Here is a 24029-nt window from a genome sequence, read left to right on the forward strand (position 1 = left end):
TCGAAGGATCACACGGTGACCGCGCCCACGTTCACAACGGGGCCGGCCACCGAGCGGTTACACCACTATGCGGGACGCCACTTGAGCGCCCCAGTGCTCCCCGCATGCGCGGGGATGATCCCCCGTCGTGCTGGAATCCAGACCTGATACCCGCCGTGCTCCCCGCATCCGCGGGATGACCCGGGTCGGGTGCGCCCCCCGTGGTTCGGGGCACGCGTGCCCCTGCATGCACGGGGATGATCCCCGCGTGAATCAGTTGAACTAAGTCGCCACCGTCTCGGAGAAGTTCACCGCTTCGGAGCGGCAGGCCCGCACGCGCTCCGCAAACGTGCATATCTCCGAGGGCGTGGCGGCGGTCGAGCAGGCCGCGCCAGTCCCCGCGCACCCAAGCCCCCGCGCACCCAAGCCCCCGCGCACCCCGAGCCCCCCGGACCCCGTAAACCGATCTTCCGCCGTGGTTAACGCGCGGGCTCACTGTCGTTCATCTGGGAGTTCCCCGCGCTGCCAGCCTCGGAAGGTCGTCCCCTTACTTCAGGAGAGCAGATGCGATCGGTTGGCCGCGCGTTCACTTCGATCATCGTCGCCTCGGTGCTTGCGTTTCAGAGCGTCGGCACGGTTCCCGCGACCGCCCAGGCGGTGACGCAGGTCACGTCCGAGTCCGAGCTCGGGCTGTTCATCTCCGAGGTCCACCCGGACAACGCGTCGACCGACGGGACGCCCAACGCGAGCAGCCCCGTGCCGACCGGCACGACGGGCACGCGGAACTCGTCCGACGTCTTCGAGTTCTTCGAGATCACCAACACGACGGATGCCGACATCAATCTCGCCGAGCGCGGCCTCGGCGTGGGGTACGCGACCGGATCGGTCCCGGCCGTCGCCTTCCGGTTCGCGCTCAGCAACGGCACCGAGCCCAACGCGCCCGCCGGTCCGCTCGACGCGACCATCCCGGCCGGGGGATCCGCCATCTTCTGGCTGGACTACGCCGCGTCCGGCAGCGGCACGTCGTTCGTCGACACCTACGCCCTGACCGAGGAGCAGTTCCGCGCGTTCTACGGCATCGACGGCACCGCTCCGATCTTCCGGGTCGAGGGGCAGAACGGGATCGCCAACGGCGGCGACCGGACGTTCTCGCTGACCGACGGCTCCACCGTCCTCGCGTCCGCGCACGTTCCTCCGCGTTCCGGCGCGGCGGGCCTCTCGGCGCACTTCGCGATCGCCGCGGGAGCCGCGACCTTCCTGTCGGACTCCGCGCCCACGCCCGGCACGGTCACGCCCGAGCAGCTCGCCGTCACCACGCCCGAGCCCGAGACGCCCGAGCCCGAGACACCGGAGAGCCCCGAGCCCGAGACCCCGGAGAGCCCCGAGCCCGAGACGCCGGAGACCCCGCAGCCCGAGGAGCCCGGCACTGAGGAGCCCGGCACGGAAGAGCCCGGCAGCCCCGTCGACGGGGAGCCGGCCCCGCCGCTCGTCATCACCGAGATGATGCAGGACAACGCCGGGACGGCCGGGGACCAGGACTACTTCGAGTACTTCGAGATCCACAACACGACGGATGCCGACATCGACCTGGCCGACTACCAGCTCCGGTACTACAACTCGGCGTGGCTGACGATCGTCGAGCCCGGCACCGCGACGGCGCTGAGCGAGACCGTCATCCCGGCCGGGGGCACCGCCGTGTTCTGGCTGCGCTACGCCGTGGGCACGCAGGCCGCCGGCACGTTCGTGGACCAGTGGGAGCTGGCGGAGGAGGACTTCCGCGCGCACTACGGCGACGCGGCCTCGACCTACCCGCTGTACCACGCGATCGGCCAGGCCGGCTTCGCGAACTCCGGGGCCCGCCAGCTGCGCATCTTCGACAGCACCCGGTCCACGATCGTCTCCGAGGCCCACTACGACCGCCCGGTCGCCAACCGCGGCCTCTCGGACCACTTCTTCCTGCCTGCGACGGGGGCGCTGCTGAGCGAGCACGTGGCCGGCGAGCCCACGCCGGGCGTCGTCGACCCCGCACAGCTCGTGCGGCCGACGCCGGAGCCCGAGCCCGAGCCGGAGCCGGAGGGCGTCCGCGGCAGCGACGGGAACGCGAGCGCCATCTCGCCGCTGGTCATCACCGAGATCAACGGCGACAACGTCGGCACCGACCACTTCGAGTACCTCGAGGTCGCCAACACGACCGACCAGCCGATCGACCTCGACGCCGCGGGCATCGCGATCCGCTATCACACGTCGCAGTGGAACGCGGGCACCGTCCAGCCGCTCATCCACCTCGAGGGCGAGGGCGACGCTCCGGCGGTGATCCCCGCCGGCGGCATCGTGCTGTTCTGGATGAACTACGGGGAGGGCGACGTCCGGCGCAGCCTCAGCAAGGCCGACTTCCGCTCGTTCTACGACATCGACGAGAGCGTCCCGGTCTTCCGCTTCGGCAACCAGGCGGGCTTCGCCAACGCCGGCAACCGCGGGTTCAGCCTGACCGACGCGAGCGGCACGATCACGCGCGCGTGGGTGCCCGCCGACGACGGTAACGGCAGCACGCCCTGGAACGCGCAGTTCGCGGTCCCGGATGTCGTCGGCAGCGCCGACGCGCGCCTGGTCGAGTACACGCACGCCGACGCGATCGCCCCCACACCCGGTGCGATCACGATCGAGCAGGTCACGAGCGCGCTCGAGCGCACGACGGATCCCGAGCTCACCTCCGCGCCCATCCTGCAGATCACGGAGCTCGCGCCCGACACCGCGAACGTGAACGGCTCGGACGGGTACGAGTTCGTCGAGGTCTACAACGCCTCGGACGCCCCCGTGAACTGGGGCGACTACACGCTCAACTACCTCTACACGGACAACGCGCGTAGCGGTCCCGTCACCAACTCCGCCGTGCTGTGGCCGTCGGCGCCCACGGATGTCGTCATCCAGCCGGGCAAGACGCTCGTGCTGTGGGTCAAGAACCCCGCGGGCGTCCAGGCTGGGCTGACCGTCGCGGACTTCAACCGCGAGTTCGGCACCGACCTCGTGCTCGGCGAGAGCATCGTCGAGATGTTCAACGGCGGCATGGCCAACGGCGGTTCGCGGGGCATCCAGGTGCAGACCAACACGGGCCACGACATCAGCCGCGCCTACTACTTCACGGACGACCAGACCACACCCACGACCGGCATCCAGTACGCGTGGAACCCCGCGCCGGGCGGCCACATGTGGAGCCCGGATCCCGCGGACGGCACCGTGCAGACCATGCTCGGGCTCGCCGCGCCCAGCCCCGGATCGGTCTCGTCCGCGCAGGTGCCCTCGGGCCTCGTCCCCGCCCCGGCGGCCGGCGAGCGTCCCGCGATCGAGGATCGCAGCGAGGCGGCGCACCCGTCGGACGACCCGTCCTTCGACCTGGCCTTCCGTGTGACGGACGACGTCCTCGTGCGCACGGTCCGGCTCGCGCTGACGGACAACCTCGGCGCGACCGAGTACCGCAACCTGACGGTCTCCGGCGACGACCTGTACACGTACTCGATCCCGGCCGCAGACCTGTTCGGGAAGCGCTGGATCGAGTACTCGGTCACCGCGAGCGACGGCGCCCAGACCTCCGAGTTCGGCCCCGTCCGGGTCCCGCTCGTCGAGGGCGACCGCGACCCGGTCCGGCTGAGCGTGAGCGACGGCGAGTACGTGGGCGGCGCCGCGCGCATCGCGGCGACGACGGCGGGCGATCCCGAGGCGCTCGTGCTGTCCATCGACGGCGAGCCGGTGACCGACACCGTTCCGTCGCTCGAGACGTCGCCCGTCTTCGCGTTCGAGGCGACGGCCACCGACGCGTTCTTCCGCAACGGCGTCAAGCTCGGCGACGAGATCCTGCGGATCTTCGACGAGGGCTTCTACTCGCGCATCGAGACGGTCGACGCGACCGTGCCCGTCGACCGGGTGCGCAAGGGGGAGCCGCTGACGCTCACCATCACCGCCGGCACGAAGGCGTGGCCCGAGGCGGACGTCAACGAGAACAACGACGACTTCTCGGCCATGAACTTCCGCCTCGCGCTGCCGGACGGCCGAGTGCTGCGCCCGACGAACTGCGCGACCACGCGGGAGGCCGGGGGCGGCGAGACCGAGCCCGCGCCGTACACGTGCCCCGCCGACGGCGCCACGCGCGTCGGGTTCAGCGACACCGGTCTGGTCTCGCTGCGCCTCACCTTCACGATCCCGGATGACGCGTTCGACTCGGTCGCGACCGTCTGGGACACGACGGCCGTCGCGGACGGCGAGCACACCGTCGCCGCGAACGACGGCGAGGCGCAGGCCGTCCGCACGGTGCGCGTCGACAACACCGCTCCCGAGGTGACGACGACCATCGAGGACGGGGCCACCTACCGCGGCGAGTTCACGATCGACGCGCAGGCGAACGACGCCGGCTCGGGACTGGCTGCGCTCACGGCCACGCTCGACGGGCGGCACATCCCGCTGCCGCACACCGTGTCGTCGCTGGAACTGACGCCGGGCGAGCACATCCTGGCCCTGCGCGCGGTCGACGCCGTGGGGAACGAGGCGACGCACGACATCGCGTTCCGCGTGGCCAACGAGCGGCCCGGCGCCGTGCCGGTCGGCCCGGCCGACGGCGGAGAGGCGACGGCCGGATCGGTCGAGCTGAGCGCGACCGTCGACTCGCCCGAGGGCGACACGCTCGACGTGTCGTTCCGCGAGGGGTACGCGTTCGTGCCGACCGACGCCGAGATCGAGGTCAGCAGCGGCACCGTGAGCGCGTCGAATGACACCGCGCGCGAGGGCGCCGTCGCGCTCACGGAGGAGCAGCTGGCGGACCTCGTCGGCACCGACGGCGTGGAGGTCGAGGTCTCGTCGGACACCGCGCTGCCGTACCAGCTGTTCAAGGTCGCCGTCCCGGCGGACGCCGGCGAGGACGCGCTGGTGCGCGCGACCTGGTCCGGCTCGGCGAACGCCGGTGCGCGCGTGACGCTGTATGCCCTGACCGCCGACGGCGGGTGGGCGAAGGCCGACCAGCACCTCACCACCGAGGGCGCGGCGACCGAGTTCACGCTCGAGGCGCTCGTGCCGGCCGCCGGACACGCCGTCGACGGCACGGCGACGTTCCTCGTGCAGCACTCGGAGGGCTTCGCGGGCGAGCCGCGCAGCACGCGGGAGAGCGTCGTGACGCCCTTCCACCCGGAGGCCACGCCGCGTGACCAGTACGACTTCACGTTCGCGTGGGAGTCGGACACGCAGTACTACAACGAGACCGAGGCGTACTACCCGCACCAGCTGAACATCCACGACTTCGTGCTGCGGGAGCGCGACAACCTCAACCTGCAGTACCTGATGCACACGGGCGACATCGTCAACGTGTCGAAGCAGCCGCACCAGTGGCGGAACGCCGACGAGGCCTACGGCATGCTCGACCGCGCCGGCTTCCCGTACGGGCTGCTCGCCGGCAACCACGACGTCGACGGCGCCGCCGCCGACTACACCGAGTACGGCCAGCACTTCGGGGAGCACCGCTACAACCAGAACCCCTGGTACGGCGGCTCCTACAAGAACAACCGCGGCCACTACGACCTGATCTCGGCGGGCGGCATCGACTTCCTGATGCTCTACATGGGCTGGCCCGACTCGAACAACGACGCGGCGAACTCCGAGGACATCGCGTGGATGAACTCGGTGATCCGCCAGTACCCCGAGCGCAAGGTGTGGATCAACCTGCACGAGTACATGCTCACGACGGGTGGTCTCGGGCCCTTCGCGCTGCGGGTGTTCAACGAGGTCGTGGCGACCAACCCGAACGTGTTCGCGCTGGGCTCCGGTCACTACCACGACGCCTACACGCGCTTCGACGAGTTCGACGACGACGGCGACGGCATCGCCGACCGCACGGTCACGTCGATGCTGTTCAACTACCAGGCGCTCGTGGAGGGCGGCCAGGGCTACCTGCGCCTGCTGCACTTCGACAACGCGGGCGGGGACGACGGGGCGGGCCGCATCATGGTGCGGACGTACTCGCCGTCGCTGCAGGACTTCAACTCGGACGAGCCCTCGCTCAACGACCCGCCGGGGATGCAGGAGTTCGATCTCTCCTACGCAGTCGCCGGACTCGCTCCCCAGACGAAGACCCTCGCGACCGACTCGTTCCGGGCCGAGGTGCTCACCACGCGCGAGATCGGTGCGCTCACGGGCGTGGCCAGCGGCTCCACCGTGTCGGTGACGTGGGAGGACGCCGGCGTGGGACGTCACGGCTGGTACGTCGCGACGACGGGCCCCTTCGGCGGATCGCACTTCTCCGCGGTGAGCACCCTCACGGTCGTCGAGGCGCCCGGGACCGGTGAGCCGGGAGAGCCCGGAGAGCCGGGAGAGCCGGGGGAGCCCGGAGAACCGGGAGAGCCCGGAGCGCCCGGCCAGCCCGGTGAGCCCGGTGAGCCCGGCGAGCCCGGCCAGCCTGGCGAGCCCGGCCAGCCTGGCGAGCCCGGCCAGCCCGGCCAGCCCGGAGCGCCCGGCCAGCCCGGCCAGCCCGGAGCGCCCGGCCAGCCGGGTGAACCCGGTGCACCCGGCCAGCCCGGCCCGGATGCCGGTGACCCGGACGAGCCGGTCGCCCCGTCGGCGAACGACCTGAACGAGGACAACCGCGGCTCCCTGCGGCTCGTCGGCTCGGGCACGGTGGCCGCGGGCGGACTGGTCTCCGCGCTGATCGACGCCTCGTTCGCAGGACAGACGGTGCACGGCTGGCTCTTCTCCGACCCGATCGCGCTCGGTGCGGCGACCGTGGGCGCCGACGGATCCCTCGCCTTCCGCTTGCCGGCGGACGTTCCCGCCGGGGCGCACCGCCTCGTGGTGACGGCTGCCGACGGCACCGTCATCGGATGGGCCGAGCTGACCGTCTCCGACCGGCGGGCGCTGCCGGCCACGGGCACGCAGGACCCGTGGGCTCCCGCCCTGGCGGCCCTTGCGCTGCTCCTCGCCGGAGCGGTGCTCCTGGCGGCGCGCCGGCGCGCCACCGCTGCCTGACGCACGCGCCTCCGAAGAACCCCGGTGCGCCCCACGAGCGACCCCCGCGCTCGTGGGGCGCACCGGCCTTCGAGCGGATGCCCTGACCGGTGGCCGCGGGGTGCGCAAGCCGTGGCGTCGGATCCGCGCGCGGCGTAGAGTCCGGGCAGGCGCGGGGGCGCCGCGGGAACGAGGAGGTCCGGGATGAACGTGAAGGCAGCAGTCGTCGACGCGGTCGGTGAGCCGTTGAGGATCCGCGAGCTCGTGCTCGACGAGCCGCGCGCGAACGAGGTGCAGGTGCGGATGGCGGCCACGGGCGTGTGCCACACCGACGCGGTCCTGCGCGACGGATGGATCCCCACCACCATGCCGATCGTGCTGGGTCACGAGGGCGCGGGGATCGTCGAGAGGGTCGGCTCCGCCGTGACTCACCTGCAGCCCGGCGACCACGTCGTGCTCAGCGTCAACAGCTGCGGCACGTGCCGCTCGTGCCTGTCGGGTCACCCCGCCTACTGCCTCGAGATCTACGCGCACAACTTCGCGGGCGGACGCCCTGACGGCTCGAGCGCGTTCACCGACTCCGACGGCTCACGCGTCGGCTCGCACTTCTTCGGCCAGTCGTCCTTCGCGGAGGTCGTGAACGCCTCGGTGCGCAGCGTCGTGAAGATCCCCGAGGACTTCCCGCTCGAGCTCGCCGGCCCGCTCGGCTGCGGCATCCAGACCGGGGCCGGATCCGTGATCAACGTGCTGCGCCCCGCGCCGGGAGGCAGCTTCGTCGTGTTCGGCGCGGGCGCCGTGGGCCTGTCGGCCCTGCTCGCCGCGGTCGCGGGCCGTGTCGGCACGATCATCGCGGTCGACGTCGTCGACAGCCGGCTCGAGCTGGCCACCGAGCTCGGCGCCACGCACGTCGTCAACGGCGCCCGGGAGGACGCCGTCGCGCGGATCCAGGAGATCACGGGCGGGGGAGTCCAGACCGCGCTCGACACGACCGGGAACGCGCGGGTGTTCCGTCAGATGATCGACGCGCTCGCGGTCGCCGGTCACGCGGGCGCGCTGGGCGCGTCGGCCGCCGGCAGCGAGGGCGTCATCGACCTGCCGACCGCGCTCTCGCGCGGCATCCGGGTCACCTGGATCGTCGAGGGCGATGCCGTGCCGCAGCTGTTCATCCCCGAGCTGATCGCGATGTACCGCGCGGGACACTTCCCGTTCGACCGGCTGGTGAAGACGTATCCGTTCACCGACATCGACACGGCGTTCGCCGACTCCGAGTCCGGTGACGTGCTCAAGCCCGTCGTCGTGTTCTGAACCATCGCGCAGGTCCGGAGCCGCCCGGCACGGGATCCGCTCGCCGGGCCCTGCCGGCGGAGGTCAGCGCCCCAGCAGATCGAAGCCGCTGCCGAACACCTGCAGCAGCCAGAAGAGCACGGCCATCCCGATGGCGATCACGCTTCCCCACGAGACCCCGCGCTGGAGTCGCTGACCGGGCCGGGCGACGCCCTTGGGAGGCCGTACGAGCGCGGGATTCTGGACCGGCAGCCCCGCCGCGCCGCCCTCGGCGGGCGAATGCGCCCCCACGGCTCCCGCCGCGGCCGCGAGCCGCTCGTCGCGCCACCGCCCCCACTGCGCGAGCTTGTCCATGAGCGCCGAGACCACGGAGAACAGCCATGCCCACGTCGCGGGATCCGTGGTGGAGACCTGCCGCTTCGTGTACAGGAACAGCCAGTCGTCGACGATCTCGACGTCCAGCTGGCCGGCGTTGTCCATGAAGCGCGCCATGATGTCCGGCGTGAACAGGTAGAGCGCGTCGCGCTCGTACCCCTGCGGGCAGTACAGCGTGAAGTGACGGTCGAAGTCGCCCTCGAGGCTCAGGCGCTGCCCGCGGTCGAACGTCGCGGGCAGATTCGAGCCGAAGAGGCTGTTGTTGCCGCGCGCGTCGAGCACGATGTGCGGCAGGGGCGTGTCGAGGTGGATCGCGACGTACCCCCAGGTATGGGTCTTGCTGTCCTTGCCGGATCCCGTCGTGTACCGGTAGTTGGCGAACTCCACGAAGCGCGGGCGCTCGCCGCGCAGCAGGTCGGTCGCGCGGCGCTGCGATCCGAGGCGGAAGATCATCCCGGGCAGCTTCGGCGCGTTGAGCACGGGGAGGTAGGTCATGGCGTTGGCCTGCGCGAAACGATGGAGCCGGTAGCGGCGTTCCTTGTTCGCGCCGCCGAACTGCCGCGCGATGATGAACACGATGGCCGCCACGACGAACAGCCCGGGCAGGAGGGTGACGGCTCCGAAACCGAAGCCGCTGCGCGCCATCGAGGACGCCACGCTGATCATCGTGATGACGATCGGAACGCCCACCAGCAGGAACACCCCGCCCACCAGGGCGAACACGACGATCGTCGCCGTGTGGGGCCGCGCCGCCGGATACCGCCGCTTGAGCTCCTCGTGCAGCCGCTTCGCCTCCGCCCGGTCGACCGGCTCCGTCAAGGGACGCGCGTCGAACGGCGCGGTGCGCGCGGGCGGCCCGACGAGGCCGCCCGGGGCGCTGGATCGGGGATCGTGCGCTGGGGTGGTCACGCCGCCACGCTACCGCCCTCCCCGCCGCGGGAGGAGGCGAGCGCAGGGGCAGGCGTCCCCACCAAGCCCGGGCCGGGAACCGCGACTCGGCCCCGTCCGCTCCGAAGATTAGGATCGGCTAACCTAAGGGGGCGCCCCCGCGCACCCGCCCCCGACGGATGACCGACGCCCATGCCCCTCCACACGACCGCGACGCGCGTGACCGCTCCCGCCCAGCGCGCCGAGACGCACGTGCCGCGCTTCGCCGTGCTGACCGTCGCGCTCGTCGTCGCGCTCGCCGTCACCGTCGTCGTCTCACTCGGCGTGGGCCAGTACTCGCTCGAGCCGGCGGAGGTCATCGGGATCCTGCTGTCGCGCGTCGGGATCGCGACGCCCTGGGATCCCCAGGTCGCGATCGCCACGGGGGTCGTGCTCGACATCCGCCTGCCGCGCATCGTGCTGGGGCTGCTGGTGGGTGCGGCGCTCGCGGCCGCCGGCACGCTCATGCAGGCGATCTTCGGCAACCCCCTCGCGGAGGCCGGCGTCGTCGGCGTCTCCGCGGGCGCCGCACTCGGAGCGGCCGCGAGCATCACGTTCGGTGCCGCGACGCTGGGGCTGTGGACCACGCCCGTCGCGGCCTTCGCGGGCGGCCTCGCCGCGGTCTTCGCGGTGTACGCGATCAGCCGCTCCGGCGGACGCACCGAGGTGGTCACGCTCCTGCTGACGGGGATCGCGGTGAACGCGATCGCCGGAGCGGGCCTGGCGTTCATGACCTTCCTGGGGACCGCCGCGACCCGCGAGCAGATCGTGTTCTGGCAGCTCGGGAGCCTGAACGGCGCGCTGTGGCGGCAGATCCTGGTCGTCGCGCCGCTCGTCGTCGCCGGCCTGATCGTCGCATTCGCCGTGGCGCCGCGGCTCGACCTCTTCGCCCTCGGCGAGCGCACGGCGCGTCACCTGGGCGTGCGGGTCGAGCTGCTGCGCGTGGTGGTGATCGTCGTCGTCGCGTTGCTGGTCTGCGCCGCCGTCGCCTTCGCCGGGATCATCGCCTTCGTCGGCCTCGTCGTGCCGCACCTCATGCGGATGGCGATCGGCCCGGCGCACCGTCCGCTGATGATCGCCAGCGCCCTGGGCGGCGCCGTGCTGCTCGCGGCGGCCGATCTCATCGCCCGCACGGCCGTGCCGATGGCCGACCTGCCGATCGGCATGCTCACCTCGCTCGTGGGCGGGCCGTTCTTCCTCTGGCTGCTCGTGCGCACCCGACGCAGGGCGGGGGGCTGGGGATGACCGTGCGGATCGCCGCCCACGGCGTGACGGTCGTGCCCGACGGCGCGCGCCGCGCCATCCTCGAGGACGCGGCCGTGGAGATCCACGCCGGCGAGGTGCACGCCCTGGTCGGCCCGAACGGGGCGGGCAAGTCGACGCTCTTCGGGGTGCTCGCCGGCGACACGGTGCCCACGTCCGGCACCGTGCGTCTGGACGGCCGGCCGCTCGGCGACCATTCCCCGAAGGAGCTCGCGCGCCTGCGCGCCGTGCTGCTGCAGCACAACGCCGTGAGCTTCCCGTTCACCGTGCGCCAGGTCGTCGAGATGGGGCGGACACCCTGGGCGCGCACGCCGCGGGAGGCGGAGGACGACGACGCCATCGCCCGGGCCCTGGCGGACACCGACATCGTCGCGCACGCCGACCGTACGATGCCGTCGCTGTCCGGCGGCGAGCGCTCCCGCGCCGCCCTGGCGCGCGTGCTGGCCCAGGGCACGGACATCCTGTTCCTGGACGAACCGACCGCCGCGCTGGATCTGAAGCACCAGGAGGATGTGCTCGCCCTCGCGCGCGAGCACGCGGCGCGGGGCGCGGCGGTCGCGATCGTGCTGCACGACCTGAACGCCGCGCTGTCCTCCGCCGACCGGGTCACACTGCTGTCCGCCGGGCGCATCGTCGCGACGGGGACGCCGGACGAGGTGCTCACGGCGGCCCGGATCGAGGACGTCTACGACCAGCCGGTCGACGTCTTCCCCCACCCGCTCACGGGCGTCCCCCTCATCGTGCCGAGGAAGCGCTGAGCCGGAGGGGCCGGTCGAGGCCCTGATCCGCCTGCCGCCGGGACCCGCGCGGCTCAGCATCAGCGGCTCAGCAGCTCAGCGGGACCCGGGCCTCTGCCAGGGCAGCGCCCCCATCATGTTCAGCACCGCCACGATCCCGATCAGCAGCGCCAGCGCGGTGCCGAGCAGGGGAGCGACCACGGGAGGGATCGCCCGCGCGAACCCGTCGGGGACGAGCCCCTCCCGCCCCGGCTGGAACATCAGCGGGAGGCCGGAGAAGAACTCCGCGGCGGCCTCGACGGCCGGGGGCGCGGCTGCCGCTGCACCGCTGCCGCCGCCGGCGGTGGGCCGGCGGGTCGTGGGGTTGACGGGCGCGTCGTCGGTCGAGCCGCCGCCCGCGCTCGCGGGAGGCGGGACGTCGATCGCCGCGCCGGCGTCGTAGCTGACGTAGAGGTCGGTCGCGGGCTTGGCCGGGTCGCGCACGCCGCCCGAGGAGTACCAGTACGCGGCCTGGCCGGTGAGGACCTGGTAGTCGACGAAGGACTGCGGGAACGACCCCCAGTCGGCTCCCTGGCGCAGCTGCGAGTAGCCGTCGGGGAGCGACACGGTGACCCCGCGATACTCGGGCGTGGCGACGAGCCCGCGCTCCTGCGTCACGACACGGTTCCCGCGGATCTCCGCGAGGACGATCTCGCGCTCGGGGAGCCGATCCCACTTCGTGAGGTCGTCCATCGAGGCGCCGTAGCCGTTCGCGGTCGCCGTGAGCCGGCCGTCGCCGCGCGCGTCGAGCGTGAGCACCGGATCGCTCGCGCTCCAGTACGTCATGCCGCCGTAGAACACCACGGTGAACGAGCCTCGCCACGCGATGCGCAGGCCCTCGGGGGTCAGACGGCCGGTTCCGCCCTCGATCACGACCTGGTTGCCGCTGACGCTGTCGCGGCTGTTCAGCGACACCACCCGGCCCGAGGGATCCAGGCACCTGTTCTGCCAGGTCGCGGCGGTCCATGTGCCGGCGGAGGTGGGCTTCTGGATGCGCACCGCTCCGTCGGAGGAGCGGTAGAGGCCGTCGGCCTCGGTCCACACCCGGGCGCCGCCGGCGTCGCCGGCCCGGCCCGCGCTGAGGAAGTTGCAGCCGCCGGCGAACGCGGCGCTGCCGGACTCGTCGTTGATCCCCCAGCGCAGCTGCGCGTTCTCGATCACGCCGTCGCCGGAGGGCCCGGGCCCGCGGGGCGCCTCCGGGATGGTCACCGTGATGTCCTCGGGACCGTTCGCGACGGCGGCGGTGCCGGGAACGAGCAGGCCCAGCGCCAGCGCGAGCGCGGCGACGAGCCGGTTCCGCCTCATCGCGGGCCTCCCGCCGGCGTGAGGACCTCCGTCGCGGCGGCGTCGCGGTGCGCGTCCACTGCCGCGACCGGAGCCGACGGAGCCGACGGAGCCGCGAGAGCCGCCGGATGCGCCGGAGCCGTCGGCGCCGCCGGGGCGGGCTCTGCGGGCCCGGCCGCCTGCCGCTTCGCCTTCCTGCGGGCGGCGGCGCGCCGGATCGAGGTGATCGCGCTGGCGATCACGAGGATCGCCGAGGCCGCGATCGCCGCGAGCATCGCCACGATCAGCCACCGCGGGGCCTCGGCCGGCTCGTCGGGCGCGGCCGCCAGCGCCGTCCCGCCCTCCACCGTGACCTCCGACTGGGCGACGAGCCCCGAGGACGCGCCCGTCAGGCTGATCACGTGGGTGCCGTTCCGCGAGTCGCCGGGCACGGGCAGCGCGCCCGCCACGTCCCCATGGGTGCCGACCGTCAGCGGACCGATCGCGGTGACGCCGTCGTCGAGCGCGGCGACGACCTGCTCGCCGGGCTGGAAGCCCTGGCCCGTGAAGACGATCGAGGTGCCCGCGCGCACGGCGGGCTTCGCCAGCCCCAAGCGGGCATCGCCGATCACCGCCGCGGTGCCCTCGTCATCCCCGGCGGGTGCGTCGCCGGCGGCCGGCGCCGCGCCGCCCCCGGACGGAGCGGCGAAGCGGATCGGCGTGAAGGTCTCGTTGTTGGCGTTCTTCACGCCGTGCGCGCCGATCGTGATGATGCCGCAGGTCACCTCGCGGCAGTCCACCTCCGAGACGTTCCCGTTCCGGTCGCGGCTCTGGAACGTCGCGCCCGGGATGACCATCGACACCGACCAGCTGCCGTCCTCCGCCATGATGGCGTGCGCCGCGCCGGCCGTGTCGCTGCCGGGGAAGGCGACGAAGCGTTGGAAGCCGTTGTTGTCGAGCGCCTCCGTGTCGGGCACGTAGCGGTAGTGCTCGCCCGTGATGCCGCCCTGGCTGGGGCGCCAGCCGTCGCCGGCCCACCCGAACAGCACATACACGCCGCCGAAGCCTTTCGGGATCGACTGGAAGCCCGACCCGCTCACGGTGACCTCGGTCGCGTAGTCGGGGTCGGCCGTGGCGCCGCCGGACGGGCCGACCACGCTCACCCCGGCCGCGGCATGCGCGGGCGGGGCGGCGACGAACGCGGGGACGGACAGGGCCGCGAGGGCGGTGAGCGCGAGCGCGGCGCGGGCGAGCGGCTTCATCGGCCGGCCTCCTCGGGTGCGTAGATGGCCACGGCGAGCGCGTCCAGCACGGACGCGGTGTCCGGGCCGAAGCTCAGGATCGTGGAGTCGGACATGTCGACGATGCGCTGGTTGCGTCCGGCGGTGGTCTGCGCGATGGCCGGGATGTGGTCCACCAGGCCCTCGACGCCGCCGACGGACTCGAGCCCCTTGGTCATCATCAGGATCAGCTCGGGATCGGCGGCCGCCAGGGCCTCCGCCGTCACGGGGCGCATCCCCGTCCATCCGATCTCCCCGGCGATGTCGTTGCCGCCGAGCGCCTCGATGAGGGTGTCGGCGCCGGACTCCTCGCCGAACAGGTAGTAGACGCCGGACTGTCCGCGCACGTAGAGGAACATCATCCGCAGCCGGTCCGCGGGATCCGCGGGCGCGATCTCGGAGATCTGGGCGATCTTCGCGGCGACCTCGCCGGTGACCCGCTGGGAGAGGATCTCGCCGCGCTGCGGCACCCCGAGCGCTTCCGCGACCTCGCCGATGAGAGACCCGATGGACTCGATCGTCCGCTTCGGCTCGACGATGACGACCGGGATGCCGACCTCCCGCATCTGCAGGATGGTGTCCCACGGACCGAGGCTCGTGTCGGTGAGGATCACGGTCGGGTGCAGTTCGAGCATCGCCTCGGCGTTGAGGTCGTGTCCGTTCTGGGTGACCAGCGGGAGGTCGGCGATCTCGGGGAAGGTGCTCGAGATGTCGCGGCCGACGAGCTGATCGCCCAGGCCCAGCTCGTAGACGATCCGGGAGAGGGAGCCGTAGATGTCCAGCGCCAGGATGCGGTCGGCATCGGTGACGGTGACCTCGGTGCCCTGCGTGTCGACGAGAGTGACCGGCAGGCGCTGCTCGCCGTCGGTGACCGGATCGGCCGACGCCGGAGCCGCGACCGCGGTGGAGGGGCCCTGCCAGGCGCGCGGATCGTCGAGCGGCGTGACCTCGGCCAGGGGCGGCGTCACCGCTCTTCCCGCGTCTGCGTGCGACAGGAGGGCCTCGCAGCCGGTGAGCGCGAACATCAGCAGGACGGCGGTGGCGGCGACCATACGCGTCCGGCGTCGGGCTGAGGCGGGCATGGATCTCCTTCGGGGGAGGGGCGCGAAACACTGAGGTAAGGCTTACCTTGCCATATCTTCGCCGAGTGTGCTTAGGTTAGCATCGCCTAACCCCGGGGCGTTCGGGCCCGCGAAATCGAGCGGCCGGTCGGCTTGTGTCCGGGACGAGGGCGAAGACCGAACGGATCTCAAGGAGGATCGACATGGACAACCCTTCCCGACCGAGGACGCTGAGACGGGCGCTGGCGACCGTGCTGACCGGCGCGCTCTTCGCGGGCGCCGCCGTGCTCGGCGCTGCGGCCCCGGCGACCGCCGCCGAGCAGGAGGTGGAGGGCGGCGAGCTCCTGTGGGGCTTCCGCCAGAACTTCCGGCAGTACGTCGGAAACCAGACGGCGGCCCTGCCGCCCATCGGCGCGGTCCCCCACGGGCAGCGCATCACCCTCATCGAGCCCGCGCAGTTCGATCCGAACGGCCGGCCGGCGATCGCAAACGCGCCCTCGAACCCGAACGAGACGCTGCCCTACATCCTGCCGGTCTCCGCGGGCTCGGTGACGGACCCGGACAACCTGACCGTCCAGACCGCGGGCGGCGCCGTCTACCACTTCCCCTCGCACTATTTCACGGCGACGGTCAAGGACGTCGCGGTGAAGATCAGCGATGGCGTCGCCCAGCTCGTGGGCGACCTCGCGATCGAGATCGAGCCGAACGACGCCGGTTACCCCGAGGGGATCCACGGCGGCGACGACATCGTCATCGGCGAGGTCGCCTCGGTGGACGTCGACCTCGACGGCGATCGCCTCACGGTCTCCGGCTCCGGTGTCACGCTGACCGCGGCCGGCGCCGCGGCGCTCCAGGACTTCCTGCAGGAGGGCTCTGCGCTGGACGACTTCACGCTGAGCACGACGGTCGCCGATCCGGGGCCCGGGACGCCGGCCTCCGTCGCCGTGTCGAAGACCTCCGGTCTGAACCCCGAGGGCGACACGGTCACCGTCACCGGCTCCGGCTTCACGGACAGCGTGCTGGGCACGCGGCCGCCCGTGGCGGGGATCCCCGCGGGCTTCTACGTCGCGTTCGGCAAGTACGCCGACCCGTGGCAGCCGTCCGAGGGCGCGCCCTCCGGCAACCGCCTGAACGGGCCGAACGGCACCGCCGTGAAGTGGGTCGTCCCGCAGGAGAGCTACGAGAGCATCTCGACGAACTTCCCGAGCGTGGCGAACCAGCTCGTGCTCCTGAACCCCGACGGCAGCTTCGAGCTGGAGCTCTCGGTGGCCGAGGCGCTCGGCGGCTTCACCGCCGAGACCGGCGGCACCTACGGCGTCTACACCTACGCGGCCGGCGGTGTCGTGCACGCGCCGTTCGAGACGGCGACGCCCCTCGCCTTCGGAGACGCGACCGATATCAACGTGACCGTGCCGGGCGGCACCGGCGAGCCCGAGGAGCCCGAGACCGGATCCTTCGGGTGGGCCTTCGCCTCGCAGGCCCCCGCGAGCCTCGGGACCGCCGCGGTGCAGGGCGCGAACTTCGTCGCGACCGGTGCGCTCACGGAGATCGTCGTGACCGACACGCGCGCCGGCGGGTCGGGCGGCTACAGCTGGAGCATCTCGGGGCAGGTCGGCGACTTCGCCTCCGGCTCGAACTCGTTCGGGGGCGGGCACCTCGGGTGGACGCCCAAGCTCGTGGAGGGCGGTGCGAGCGTGACCAAGGGCGCAGATGTGACGTCCACGACACTCGGTGGCACCGGCCTCGGCGCATCGAGCGTGCTCGCGCAGTCGAACGCCGCGGCGAGCGCCCGACTGGGCGCGGACCTGCAGCTCGTCATCCCCGGGACCACCCCGGCGGGCGACTACACCGCCAAGCTCACGATCACCGCGCTGCACTGATCGAACGCGACCGCGTGAGAGCCCATGACACCCCGCACCCGTCTGCGAGCCGCCGCCCTCGTCCTGCTCGCGAGCCTGCTCGTTCCCGTTTCGGCCGCCGCGGCGGCCGGCGCCGCGCCCGACGGCGCCGCCTGGTCCGTCCAGACCGGCGACGACAACGGCGAAGGCCGCGCGAACTTCTCCTACGCGGCCCAGCCCGGCGACGTGATCTCCGACACGATGATCGTCCGCAACACCGGCACGATCGAGCTGCCGCTGGAGGTGTACGCCGCCGACGCCTTCACGACGCCGACCGGCAACATCGACATCCTCCCCGCCGGCACGCCCTCGACCGGCGCCGGCGCGTGGGTCTCCCCGGATGTCGACCACCTCGCGCTGCAGCCGGGCCAGGAGGCGAGCGTCGCCTTCACGATCGCGGTGCCGGAGGGCGCCCGGCCGGGAGATCACAGCGCGGCGATCGTGACCTCGCTCACGACGCAGGACGCCGAGCAGCCGCTCGAGGTCGATCGCCGGCTGGGCACGCGCATCACGGTGCGCGTCGCCGGTGAGCTCGTCCCCGACGCGGCGGCCACGATCGTCTCGGTCGATGCCGTCCCCACCCTCAATCCGCTGGAGCCGGTGGTGGTCCGGGTCGTCTACCGCGTCGAGAACACCGGGAACACGCGCATCGCGGGAACCGAGGCGCTCGCGGTGCACACCGTGGCGGGTCTGCTGCGGGCGACGTCCGACGCGGAGCCGCTGCCCGAGATCCTGCCGGGCTCGACGGTCGAGCTCGTGCGCGAGGTGCCGGCGATCTCCCTGGGATGGGTGGGAGGCGACGTCGCGCTCGCGGTCGAGGGAGTGGGGCTCGGGGCGGGGGCCCTCGCGCCGGTGAGCCTGGAGTTCTCCGCGGTGGCGGTGCCGTGGTCGCTGCTGGCGGTGCTCCTGATCGCGTGCGCAATCGCAGCCGGTGTGCTGCTGTGGATTCGGCGACGGCGAACCGAGGTCGCGCTCGAGGATGGCGCCGCGACCGCGGATAAGGATAGCCTTCCCTCATGACCTCCGCCTTCCCCGCCGACGTGGTCGCCGCGGTCCTGCGCCACATGAACACCGATCACGCCGCGGACAACCTGCTCATCGTGCGCGCCTTCGCCGGCGTCGACGCGACGTCGGCCGAGATGACCGGCTTCGACGGCGAGGGCGGCGACTGGCGGGTCTCCACGGCGGACGACGCGCAGCAGCACGTCCGCGTTCCGTGGCCCGGCGGCCCCATCGCCGATCGCGCCTCGGTGCGGCGCGAGATCGTCGCCCTCTACGACCAGGCGTGCGAGCGACTCGGCGTGACGCCTCGACCCCACTGACCGGCGCCCCACCCGAGCGGCGCCTCGACCGGTACCCGACCCCAGGAGATCCCGTGACCGTCATCCCCCTCTCCGCGGCGCTGCGCGAGCGCACCCGGGCCGCGCATTCCTCCAGCGAGAGCGCCGGCTTCATGTCGGCGCTGCTGAAGGGCGAGCGATCCCGGGACGACTACGTCTCGCTCGTCGCGCAGCACTACTTCATCTACCAGGCGCTCGAAAGCGCCGCGGAGCGGATGCGGCACGATCCGATCGCCGCGCGCTTCATCAGCGACCGGCTCACGCGGCTGCCCGCGCTGGAGGCCGACCTCGAGTTCCTCATCGGCCCGGACTGGCGCGAGCGGATCGCGCCCCTCCCCGCGACCGCCGAGTACGTCGCCCGCATCGCGCAGGTGGGCAGGACCTGGCCAGGCGGCTTCGTCGCCCACCACTACACGCGCTACCTCGGCGACCTGTCCGGCGGGCTGCACATCGGCAAGATCGTGAAGCGGCAGTTCGGCTTCGAGACGAACGGCTCCGGCTTCTACGTGTTCAACGACATCGCCGACCCGGCCGCCTTCAAGGACGTCTACCGCGAGCAGCTCGACTCCGCGCCGTGGGACGACGAGGAGAAGGAGCGCGTGATCGCCGAGGTGCTCGTCGCGTACGACTTCAACACGCGCGTCTTCGAGGACCTCGCCCGGGCGTGCGACGAGGCCATCGCCTGATCCTCGTCAGCGGCCTGCGGCGTCGCCCCGCGCCGTGAGGTCGGCGTCCGAGGGGATGGCGTGCGCCTCCAGATGCGGATCGGCGCAGAGGTCGCGGACCAGCTCCGTGGTGCCCGCAACGATCGTGGAGTCGTGATCCACCTCGGTCGCGAGCAGCCACGAGCGGTCCTCCGGCCAGATCAGGCTGGGTGACTCGTCGGAAGCGCCGCCCGGCTCGATCCACGGCGCCAGGTCCTGCCAGTCGGGGCGCGCGAACTCCGCCGGGGCGGCGCGGAACAGGACGTGCCCGCGGCCGGGCAGCTCGAGGCGCGGACCGCGGGAGATCTCGTCGGACAGCACGCCCGGCTGCCACGTGGGTTTTCGGAACACGCGGTTGAACCGGTCGCGCACGCTGCGGCCGAGCATCTCGCGATGCCGCTCGGCGACGTGCGGATCGAGGCCGTCGGACGCGAACGCCAGGGCCGCGCGAGCCGTGCCTTCCGTCATCCCGCCCAGCACGCCGCCCCAGCCCTCCCACAGCGCCGCGAAACCGGCGTCCGGGGTCGACGTGTGGGCGACCAGGTGCCGCGCCGCGGCGGCGAGGAGCTCCGGCTCGAGCCGCCCCGTCGCCGGCGCCCCGTAGCGCCAACCGTCGGCGTCGCACGGGTCGCCGGGATCGCCGCCGCGCCGGGGCGCGTCCGCGGGGATCAGCGTCTGCCACTGTGCGAGCGGGTGCATCCGGGTGCCGAACGCGTGGGCCGCGGTCGCCCAGGTCGTCAGCTCGCCGTCGATCTCGACGCCCTCGAACGCGTCCCATGCGGCCCGGTCGCCGGCCTCCGGCCACGCGCGCCCGACGGGACGGTCGCGGAAGGGCGGGTGGAAGATGCGGGCGTAGGCCTCGAAGCCCGCGGGAACGACGGCGCGGATCGTGCGCGACGCCGGGTCGATGCGGTCACGGATCCAGTCGCCCGCGGCGACGTCGGCTGTCCACTCCATGCGATCACCCTAGGCCGTGCCCGCCCCCGCCCTGGATCCGGCATCGCGGGCGGGCAGCGCATCCGGTAGACTGATCCGGTTGTCCGGGGCGCAGCCCTGTCTGCACCTGCCCGGACGCGTGCAACACACCCTCCTGCTGTCGGGAAATGCCCGGCAGCCGATCTAGTCCGAAGGAGGTGGGTAAGTGACGCACCAGTACGAGCTCATGGCCATTCTGCAGCCGGAGATCGACGAGCGCCAGGTTCCCACGATTCTCGACAAGTTCCTGACGGTCATCACCGAAGCCGGTGGATCGATCGACAACGTCGACATCTGGGGCAAGCGCCGTCTCGCGTACGAGATCCAGAAGAAGAACGAGGGCATCTACGCCGTCGTGAACTTCACCGCGACGAGCGAGGCCACCCAGGAGCTCGACCGTCAGCTGAGCCTGAACGAGCAGTTCATGCGCACCAAGGTGCTGCGCGCCGAGGAGGCCATCGCGATGGTCGCTTCCGAGGCGAAGCGCGCCGAGGCGCGTGCCGCTCGCAAGACGGCGGCGAAGGCCTAAGTCCCATGGCCGGCGAGACCGTCATCACCGTCGTGGGGAACCTCACCGCCGACCCCGAGCTGCGATACACGCAGAACGGGCTGCCGGTGGCGAACTTCACGATCGCCTCGACCCCGCGCACGTTCGACCGCGCGTCGGGCGAGTGGAAGGACGGCGAGGCCCTGTTCCTGCGTGCCAGCGTGTGGCGCGACTTCGCCGAGCACGTCGCCGGATCGCTGACGAAGGGCATGCGCGTCATCGCGCAGGGCCGTCTGCGTCAGCGCTCCTACGAGACGCGCGAGGGCGAGAAGCGCACCACGATCGAGCTCGAGATCGATGAGATCGGGCCGTCGCTGCGCTACGCCACCGCCCAGGTCACCCGCGCCGCCTCGAGCGGCGGCGGAGGCGGCCAGTTCGGCGGCGGGCAGCAGCGCCCGCAGCAGCAGGTCTCGGAGGAGCCCTGGGCGACGCCCGGCTCCCAGGGCGGCGGCGACGCATGGAGCACCCCGGGGTCGTTCGGAGACGACACCCCGTTCTGATCCGTGAGGGATCAAGGTTGAGCGAGGCCCGCAGGGCCGAGTCGAGACCCCGCTAATTGCAACTTTTATCTAAGGACCCAACATGGCTGGAAAGTCGAGCGGCGACCGCCGCAAGCCGCGGAAGGGCGCGAAGAACGCCGCCCCCGCGAAGTCGATCCGGGTCGGCGTCATTGACTACAAGGACGTCGCGACCCTCCGCAAGTTCATCTCGGAGCGCGGCAAGATCCGTGCCCGTCGTATCACCGGTGTCTCGGTGCAGGAGCAGCGTCTGATCGCCAAGGCGATCAAGAACGCGCGCGAGATGGCGCTCCTGCCCTACTCCGGCGCTGGCCGCTAAGGAGCACCCATGTCGAAGCTGATTCTCACGAACGAGGTCGACGGCCTGGGCAGCGCCGGCGACGTGGTCGAGGTCAAGGACGGGTACGCCCGCAACTACCTCATCCCCCAGGGCTTCGCCGTGGCCTGGACGCGCGGCGGCGAGAAGCAGGTCGCGTCGATCCGTGCCGCGCGCGAGGCTCGCGCGATCGCCACGCACGACGAGGCCGTCGCCCTGAAGGACACCCTCGAGGGCTCCCGGGTCAAGCTGACCGTCAAGGCTGGCGCCGAGGGCCGCCTCTTCGGTTCGGTCAAGCCGGCCGACATCGCTGCCGCGGTGTCCGAGGCCGGCCTGGGCGAGTTGGACAAGCGCAAGATCACGATCCCCACCCCGATCAAGACGGTGGGCGACCACGAGGCCGTCGTGCGCCTGCACGACGACGTCACGGCGGTCATCACCCTCCAGGTGGTCGCGCTCAAGAAGTAGTCCGCACGGACGCCGGACAGTGGCGCGGGATCTTCGAGATCCCGCGCCGCTGTCGCGTGTCCGCGCTCTTCGAGGAGGTGCCGCAGCCGCGTGTGCACGTCCTCGGGATATCGGTGCGAGCGGCGTGTCGATCCCCAGGTTGTGCACATCCGCGGCGTGTCGACACAACCTTCAAGCACGTGTTTAACCACAACGTCGTCCACAGGGTGTGGGAACGACAACTCGCAGGTCAGCAAGGAAAAAATTTCTTGCCCTCACGGGTCCCGCGCCTGTTCTCCACAGACTGTTTCCACACTGCCGACGGCGTTTTCTGCAACTCCTCCACAGAGTTATCCACAGGGTCGTTTGCGTGGGGAGAACCGCGCACCTAGCGTGATCGAGCGGATGTCGGAGCCTGATGCTCTCCTCGTTACAGCCGCCCCACCGACGAGTCGGAAGCCCCAACCCCACACGCGGCAGCGTCCCGTCCAGGGCCTGCGAGGAAGGAGTCACCCCTTGTCGATCGCCGACATCTCCGCCGAGCGCCTCGGAGGGCTGAGGGAGCCCGAGCGCACCCCGCCCCACGACCTGCTGGCCGAGCAGAGCGCACTGGGCGGGATGCTGCTGTCGAAGGACGCGGTGGCGGATGTCATCGAGTCGCTGCGCGGGTCCGACTTCTACATCCCGAAGCACGAGCTCATCTTCGACGCGATCCTGTCGCTGTACTCGCACGGCGAGCCGACGGACGTCGTCGCGGTCACCGACGAGCTCATCAAGTCGGGCGACCTGCAGCGCGCGGGAGGGGCGGATTACCTCCACTCGCTGACCTCGATCGTGCCGACGGCGGCGAACGCCGGCTACTACGCGGGCATCGTCGCCGAGCGGGCCCTTCTGCGGCGCCTCGTGGACGCCGGCACCCGCATCGTGCAGATGGGGTACGCGGGGGAGGGCGAGGCCGTCGAGCTCGTCAACAGCGCGCAGGCGGAGATCTACAACGTCACGGGCAACGAGAAGACCGAGGACTACGTGCCCCTCAGCGTCGCGGTCGACGCGGCGATGGAGGAGATCGACGCCGCCAGCGGCCGCGACGGCAGCATGACGGGCGTGCCGACGGGTTTCGCCGAGCTCGATGAGCTGACCAACGGCCTGCACGGCGGTCAGATGATCGTCGTCGCCGCCCGTCCCGCGATGGGAAAGTCGACGCTCGCGCTCGACTTCGCGCGCGCCGCGGCGATCAAGCACAACATGCCCGCGGTCTTCTTCTCGCTCGAGATGGGCAAGGCCGAGATCGCGATGCGCCTGCTCAGCGCGGAGGGCGCGATCCCGCTCCAGAACCTGCGCAAGGGGACGCTCGACTCGCGGGACTGGACCACGGTGGCCCAGACGCGCGGACGGATCCACGAGGCGCCCCTGTTCATCGACGACAGCCCCAACATGACGCTGGTCGAGATCCGCGCCAAGTGCCGCCGGCTCAAGCAGCGCGCCGGCCTGAAGATGGTGATCATCGACTACCTGCAGCTGATGACGAGCGGCAAGCGCGTCGAGTCGCGTCAGCAGGAGGTCAGCGAGTTCTCCCGCGCCCTGAAGCTCCTGGCGAAGGAGCTGCAGGTGCCCGTGATCGCGCTGTCGCAGCTGAACCGAGGGCCCGAGCAGCGCACCGACAAGAGGCCCCAGGTGAGCGACCTGCGCGAGTCCGGCTCGATCGAGCAGGACGCCGACATGGTGATCCTGCTGCACCGCGACTCGGTCTACGACAAGGACACGCGCCCCGGCGAGGCGGACCTCATCGTCGCCAAGCACCGCAACGGCCCCACGGCGACCATCGAGGTCGCGTTCCAGGGCCACTTCTCCCGCTTCGCGGACATGGCGCCCGGCGGCGATTTCGCGTAGTCGGCCGCGATGTGCTCGCCGGATGCAGGACGAACGGTGCTATGTGACCGCGACCACGACGGCCCAGGTTGGTGTGGTGCGGGGGTCGTGGTTCAACGGAAGCGCTCGCGGAGGCGGGGCAGTACGTGCTCGCCGTAGAGGCGGAGGAAGGTCTCCTGGTCGTGGCCGGGGTCGTGGAACACGAGGTGGCGGAACCCGAGGTCGACGT

The 24029-nt window shown here is 71.9% G+C and carries 18 protein-coding genes; 13 read left to right on the forward strand and 5 right to left on the reverse strand.

What is annotated here, in order from left to right; genetic code table 11:
* Positions 1–543: 543 nt before the first annotated feature.
* Positions 544–6978: a lamin tail domain-containing protein gene (locus IEX37_RS15450; RefSeq protein WP_188757272.1), complete on the forward strand. Its 6435-nt coding sequence runs from the start codon at positions 544–546 to the stop codon at positions 6976–6978.
* Positions 6979–7161: 183 nt separating this feature from the next.
* On the forward strand, positions 7162–8262 hold the full coding sequence (locus IEX37_RS15455) for an NAD(P)-dependent alcohol dehydrogenase (RefSeq protein WP_188757273.1): 1101 nt from the start codon (positions 7162–7164) through the stop codon (positions 8260–8262).
* Between the two features lie 63 nt (positions 8263–8325).
* On the opposite strand, the gene IEX37_RS15460 is transcribed toward IEX37_RS15455, so the two are convergent.
* Positions 8326–9525: a hypothetical protein gene (locus tag IEX37_RS15460; protein ID WP_229663321.1), complete on the reverse strand. Its 1200-nt coding sequence runs from the start codon at positions 9523–9525 to the stop codon at positions 8326–8328.
* Positions 9526–9696: 171 nt separating this feature from the next.
* On the opposite strand from IEX37_RS15460, the gene IEX37_RS15465 reads away from it, so the two are divergent.
* Both IEX37_RS15465 and IEX37_RS15470 read left to right on the forward strand, forming a co-directional pair.
* Positions 9697–10788, forward strand: coding sequence for a FecCD family ABC transporter permease (locus IEX37_RS15465; RefSeq protein ID WP_188757274.1), 1092 nt, complete (start codon positions 9697–9699; stop codon positions 10786–10788).
* Positions 10785–11564 carry a heme ABC transporter ATP-binding protein gene (locus IEX37_RS15470; protein ID WP_188757275.1) on the forward strand — a complete coding sequence of 260 codons (780 nt, stop codon included), beginning with the start codon at positions 10785–10787 and terminating at the stop codon, positions 11562–11564. The genes IEX37_RS15465 and IEX37_RS15470 overlap by 4 nt, the downstream gene beginning before the upstream one ends.
* Before the next feature lie 75 nt (positions 11565–11639).
* Here IEX37_RS15470 and IEX37_RS15475 read toward each other — a convergent pair whose 3' ends face one another.
* Genes IEX37_RS15475 through IEX37_RS15485 form a run of 3 tightly spaced genes read right to left on the reverse strand, consistent with a single transcriptional unit; the run spans position 11640 to position 15207 of the window.
* Entirely contained in the window at positions 11640–12887 is a 1248-nt protein-coding gene (locus IEX37_RS15475; RefSeq protein WP_188757276.1) for a hypothetical protein, read from the reverse strand.
* The gene (locus IEX37_RS15480; protein ID WP_188757277.1) at positions 12884–14107 is read right to left on the reverse strand and encodes a hypothetical protein; all 1224 of its coding nucleotides are present in this window, start codon (positions 14105–14107) and stop codon (positions 12884–12886) included. The genes IEX37_RS15475 and IEX37_RS15480 overlap by 4 nt, the downstream gene beginning before the upstream one ends.
* Complete coding sequence (locus tag IEX37_RS15485) at positions 14104–15207, reverse strand: heme/hemin ABC transporter substrate-binding protein (protein ID WP_229663322.1); 1104 nt, start codon at positions 15205–15207, stop codon at positions 14104–14106. Before IEX37_RS15485 ends, IEX37_RS15480 begins: the two co-directional genes overlap by 4 nt.
* 182 nt (positions 15208–15389) lie before the next feature.
* Here IEX37_RS15485 and IEX37_RS15490 point away from each other — a divergent pair, with 182 nt between their 5' ends.
* The 4 genes from IEX37_RS15490 to IEX37_RS15505 are packed head-to-tail and all read left to right on the forward strand — an operon-like array spanning position 15390 to position 19110.
* Entirely contained in the window at positions 15390–17066 is a 1677-nt protein-coding gene (locus IEX37_RS15490; RefSeq protein WP_188757278.1) for an HtaA domain-containing protein, read from the forward strand.
* A gap of 24 nt (positions 17067–17090) precedes the next feature.
* Positions 17091–18104 carry a DUF916 domain-containing protein gene (locus IEX37_RS15495; protein ID WP_188757279.1) on the forward strand — a complete coding sequence of 338 codons (1014 nt, stop codon included), beginning with the start codon at positions 17091–17093 and terminating at the stop codon, positions 18102–18104.
* The gene (locus tag IEX37_RS15500) at positions 18101–18406 is read left to right on the forward strand and encodes a DUF2470 domain-containing protein (RefSeq protein WP_188757280.1); all 306 of its coding nucleotides are present in this window, start codon (positions 18101–18103) and stop codon (positions 18404–18406) included. Before IEX37_RS15495 ends, IEX37_RS15500 begins: the two co-directional genes overlap by 4 nt.
* A gap of 53 nt (positions 18407–18459) precedes the next feature.
* Complete coding sequence (locus tag IEX37_RS15505) at positions 18460–19110, forward strand: biliverdin-producing heme oxygenase (RefSeq protein WP_188757281.1); 651 nt, start codon at positions 18460–18462, stop codon at positions 19108–19110.
* Positions 19111–19116: 6 nt separating this feature from the next.
* Here the strand turns inward: IEX37_RS15505 and IEX37_RS15510 are convergent, their stop codons facing one another.
* On the reverse strand, positions 19117–20085 hold the full coding sequence (locus IEX37_RS15510) for a hypothetical protein (RefSeq protein WP_188757282.1): 969 nt from the start codon (positions 20083–20085) through the stop codon (positions 19117–19119).
* 184 nt (positions 20086–20269) lie between these two features.
* Between IEX37_RS15510 and rpsF the strand changes: the two genes are divergently transcribed.
* The 5 genes from rpsF to dnaB all read left to right on the forward strand — a co-directional run bounded on the left by rpsF (position 20270) and on the right by dnaB (position 23821).
* Positions 20270–20632, forward strand: coding sequence for a 30S ribosomal protein S6 (gene rpsF, locus IEX37_RS15515; protein ID WP_188757283.1), 363 nt, complete (start codon positions 20270–20272; stop codon positions 20630–20632).
* A gap of 5 nt (positions 20633–20637) precedes the next feature.
* Positions 20638–21150, forward strand: a complete 513-nt coding sequence (locus IEX37_RS15520; protein WP_188757284.1) for a single-stranded DNA-binding protein — start codon at positions 20638–20640, stop codon at positions 21148–21150.
* Positions 21151–21232: 82 nt separating this feature from the next.
* Complete coding sequence (gene rpsR / locus IEX37_RS15525) at positions 21233–21487, forward strand: 30S ribosomal protein S18 (protein ID WP_087053732.1); 255 nt, start codon at positions 21233–21235, stop codon at positions 21485–21487.
* A 9-nt stretch (positions 21488–21496) separates the two neighbouring features.
* Positions 21497–21952, forward strand: coding sequence for a 50S ribosomal protein L9 (rplI, locus tag IEX37_RS15530; protein WP_188757285.1), 456 nt, complete (start codon positions 21497–21499; stop codon positions 21950–21952).
* A gap of 495 nt (positions 21953–22447) precedes the next feature.
* A complete protein-coding gene (gene dnaB, locus IEX37_RS15535; protein WP_229663323.1) occupies positions 22448–23821 on the forward strand; it encodes a replicative DNA helicase in 1374 nt (457 codons plus the stop codon).
* Positions 23822–24029: the final 208 nt, after the last annotated feature.

It is taken from the genome of Microbacterium album, from assembly GCF_014643695.1.
Taxonomy (GTDB): Bacteria; Actinomycetota; Actinomycetes; order Actinomycetales; family Microbacteriaceae; genus Microbacterium; species Microbacterium album.

Coding starts and splice junctions, on each gene's coding strand:
- IEX37_RS15450 (WP_188757272.1), top strand. CDS start 544: ATGCGATCGGTTGGCCGCGCGTTCACTTCGATCATCGTCGCCTCGGTG.
- IEX37_RS15455 (WP_188757273.1), top strand. CDS start 7,162: ATGAACGTGAAGGCAGCAGTCGTCGACGCGGTCGGTGAGCCGTTGAGG.
- IEX37_RS15465 (WP_188757274.1), top strand. CDS start 9,697: ATGCCCCTCCACACGACCGCGACGCGCGTGACCGCTCCCGCCCAGCGC.
- IEX37_RS15470 (WP_188757275.1), top strand. CDS start 10,785: ATGACCGTGCGGATCGCCGCCCACGGCGTGACGGTCGTGCCCGACGGC.
- IEX37_RS15475 (WP_188757276.1), bottom strand. CDS start 12,887: ATGAGGCGGAACCGGCTCGTCGCCGCGCTCGCGCTGGCGCTGGGCCTG.
- IEX37_RS15480 (WP_188757277.1), bottom strand. CDS start 14,107: ATGAAGCCGCTCGCCCGCGCCGCGCTCGCGCTCACCGCCCTCGCGGCC.
- IEX37_RS15485 (WP_229663322.1), bottom strand. CDS start 15,207: ATGCCCGCCTCAGCCCGACGCCGGACGCGTATGGTCGCCGCCACCGCC.
- IEX37_RS15490 (WP_188757278.1), top strand. CDS start 15,390: ATGGACAACCCTTCCCGACCGAGGACGCTGAGACGGGCGCTGGCGACC.
- IEX37_RS15495 (WP_188757279.1), top strand. CDS start 17,091: ATGACACCCCGCACCCGTCTGCGAGCCGCCGCCCTCGTCCTGCTCGCG.
- IEX37_RS15500 (WP_188757280.1), top strand. CDS start 18,101: ATGACCTCCGCCTTCCCCGCCGACGTGGTCGCCGCGGTCCTGCGCCAC.
- IEX37_RS15510 (WP_188757282.1), bottom strand. CDS start 20,085: ATGGAGTGGACAGCCGACGTCGCCGCGGGCGACTGGATCCGTGACCGC.
- IEX37_RS15520 (WP_188757284.1), top strand. CDS start 20,638: ATGGCCGGCGAGACCGTCATCACCGTCGTGGGGAACCTCACCGCCGAC.
- rpsR (WP_087053732.1), top strand. CDS start 21,233: ATGGCTGGAAAGTCGAGCGGCGACCGCCGCAAGCCGCGGAAGGGCGCG.
- rplI (WP_188757285.1), top strand. CDS start 21,497: ATGTCGAAGCTGATTCTCACGAACGAGGTCGACGGCCTGGGCAGCGCC.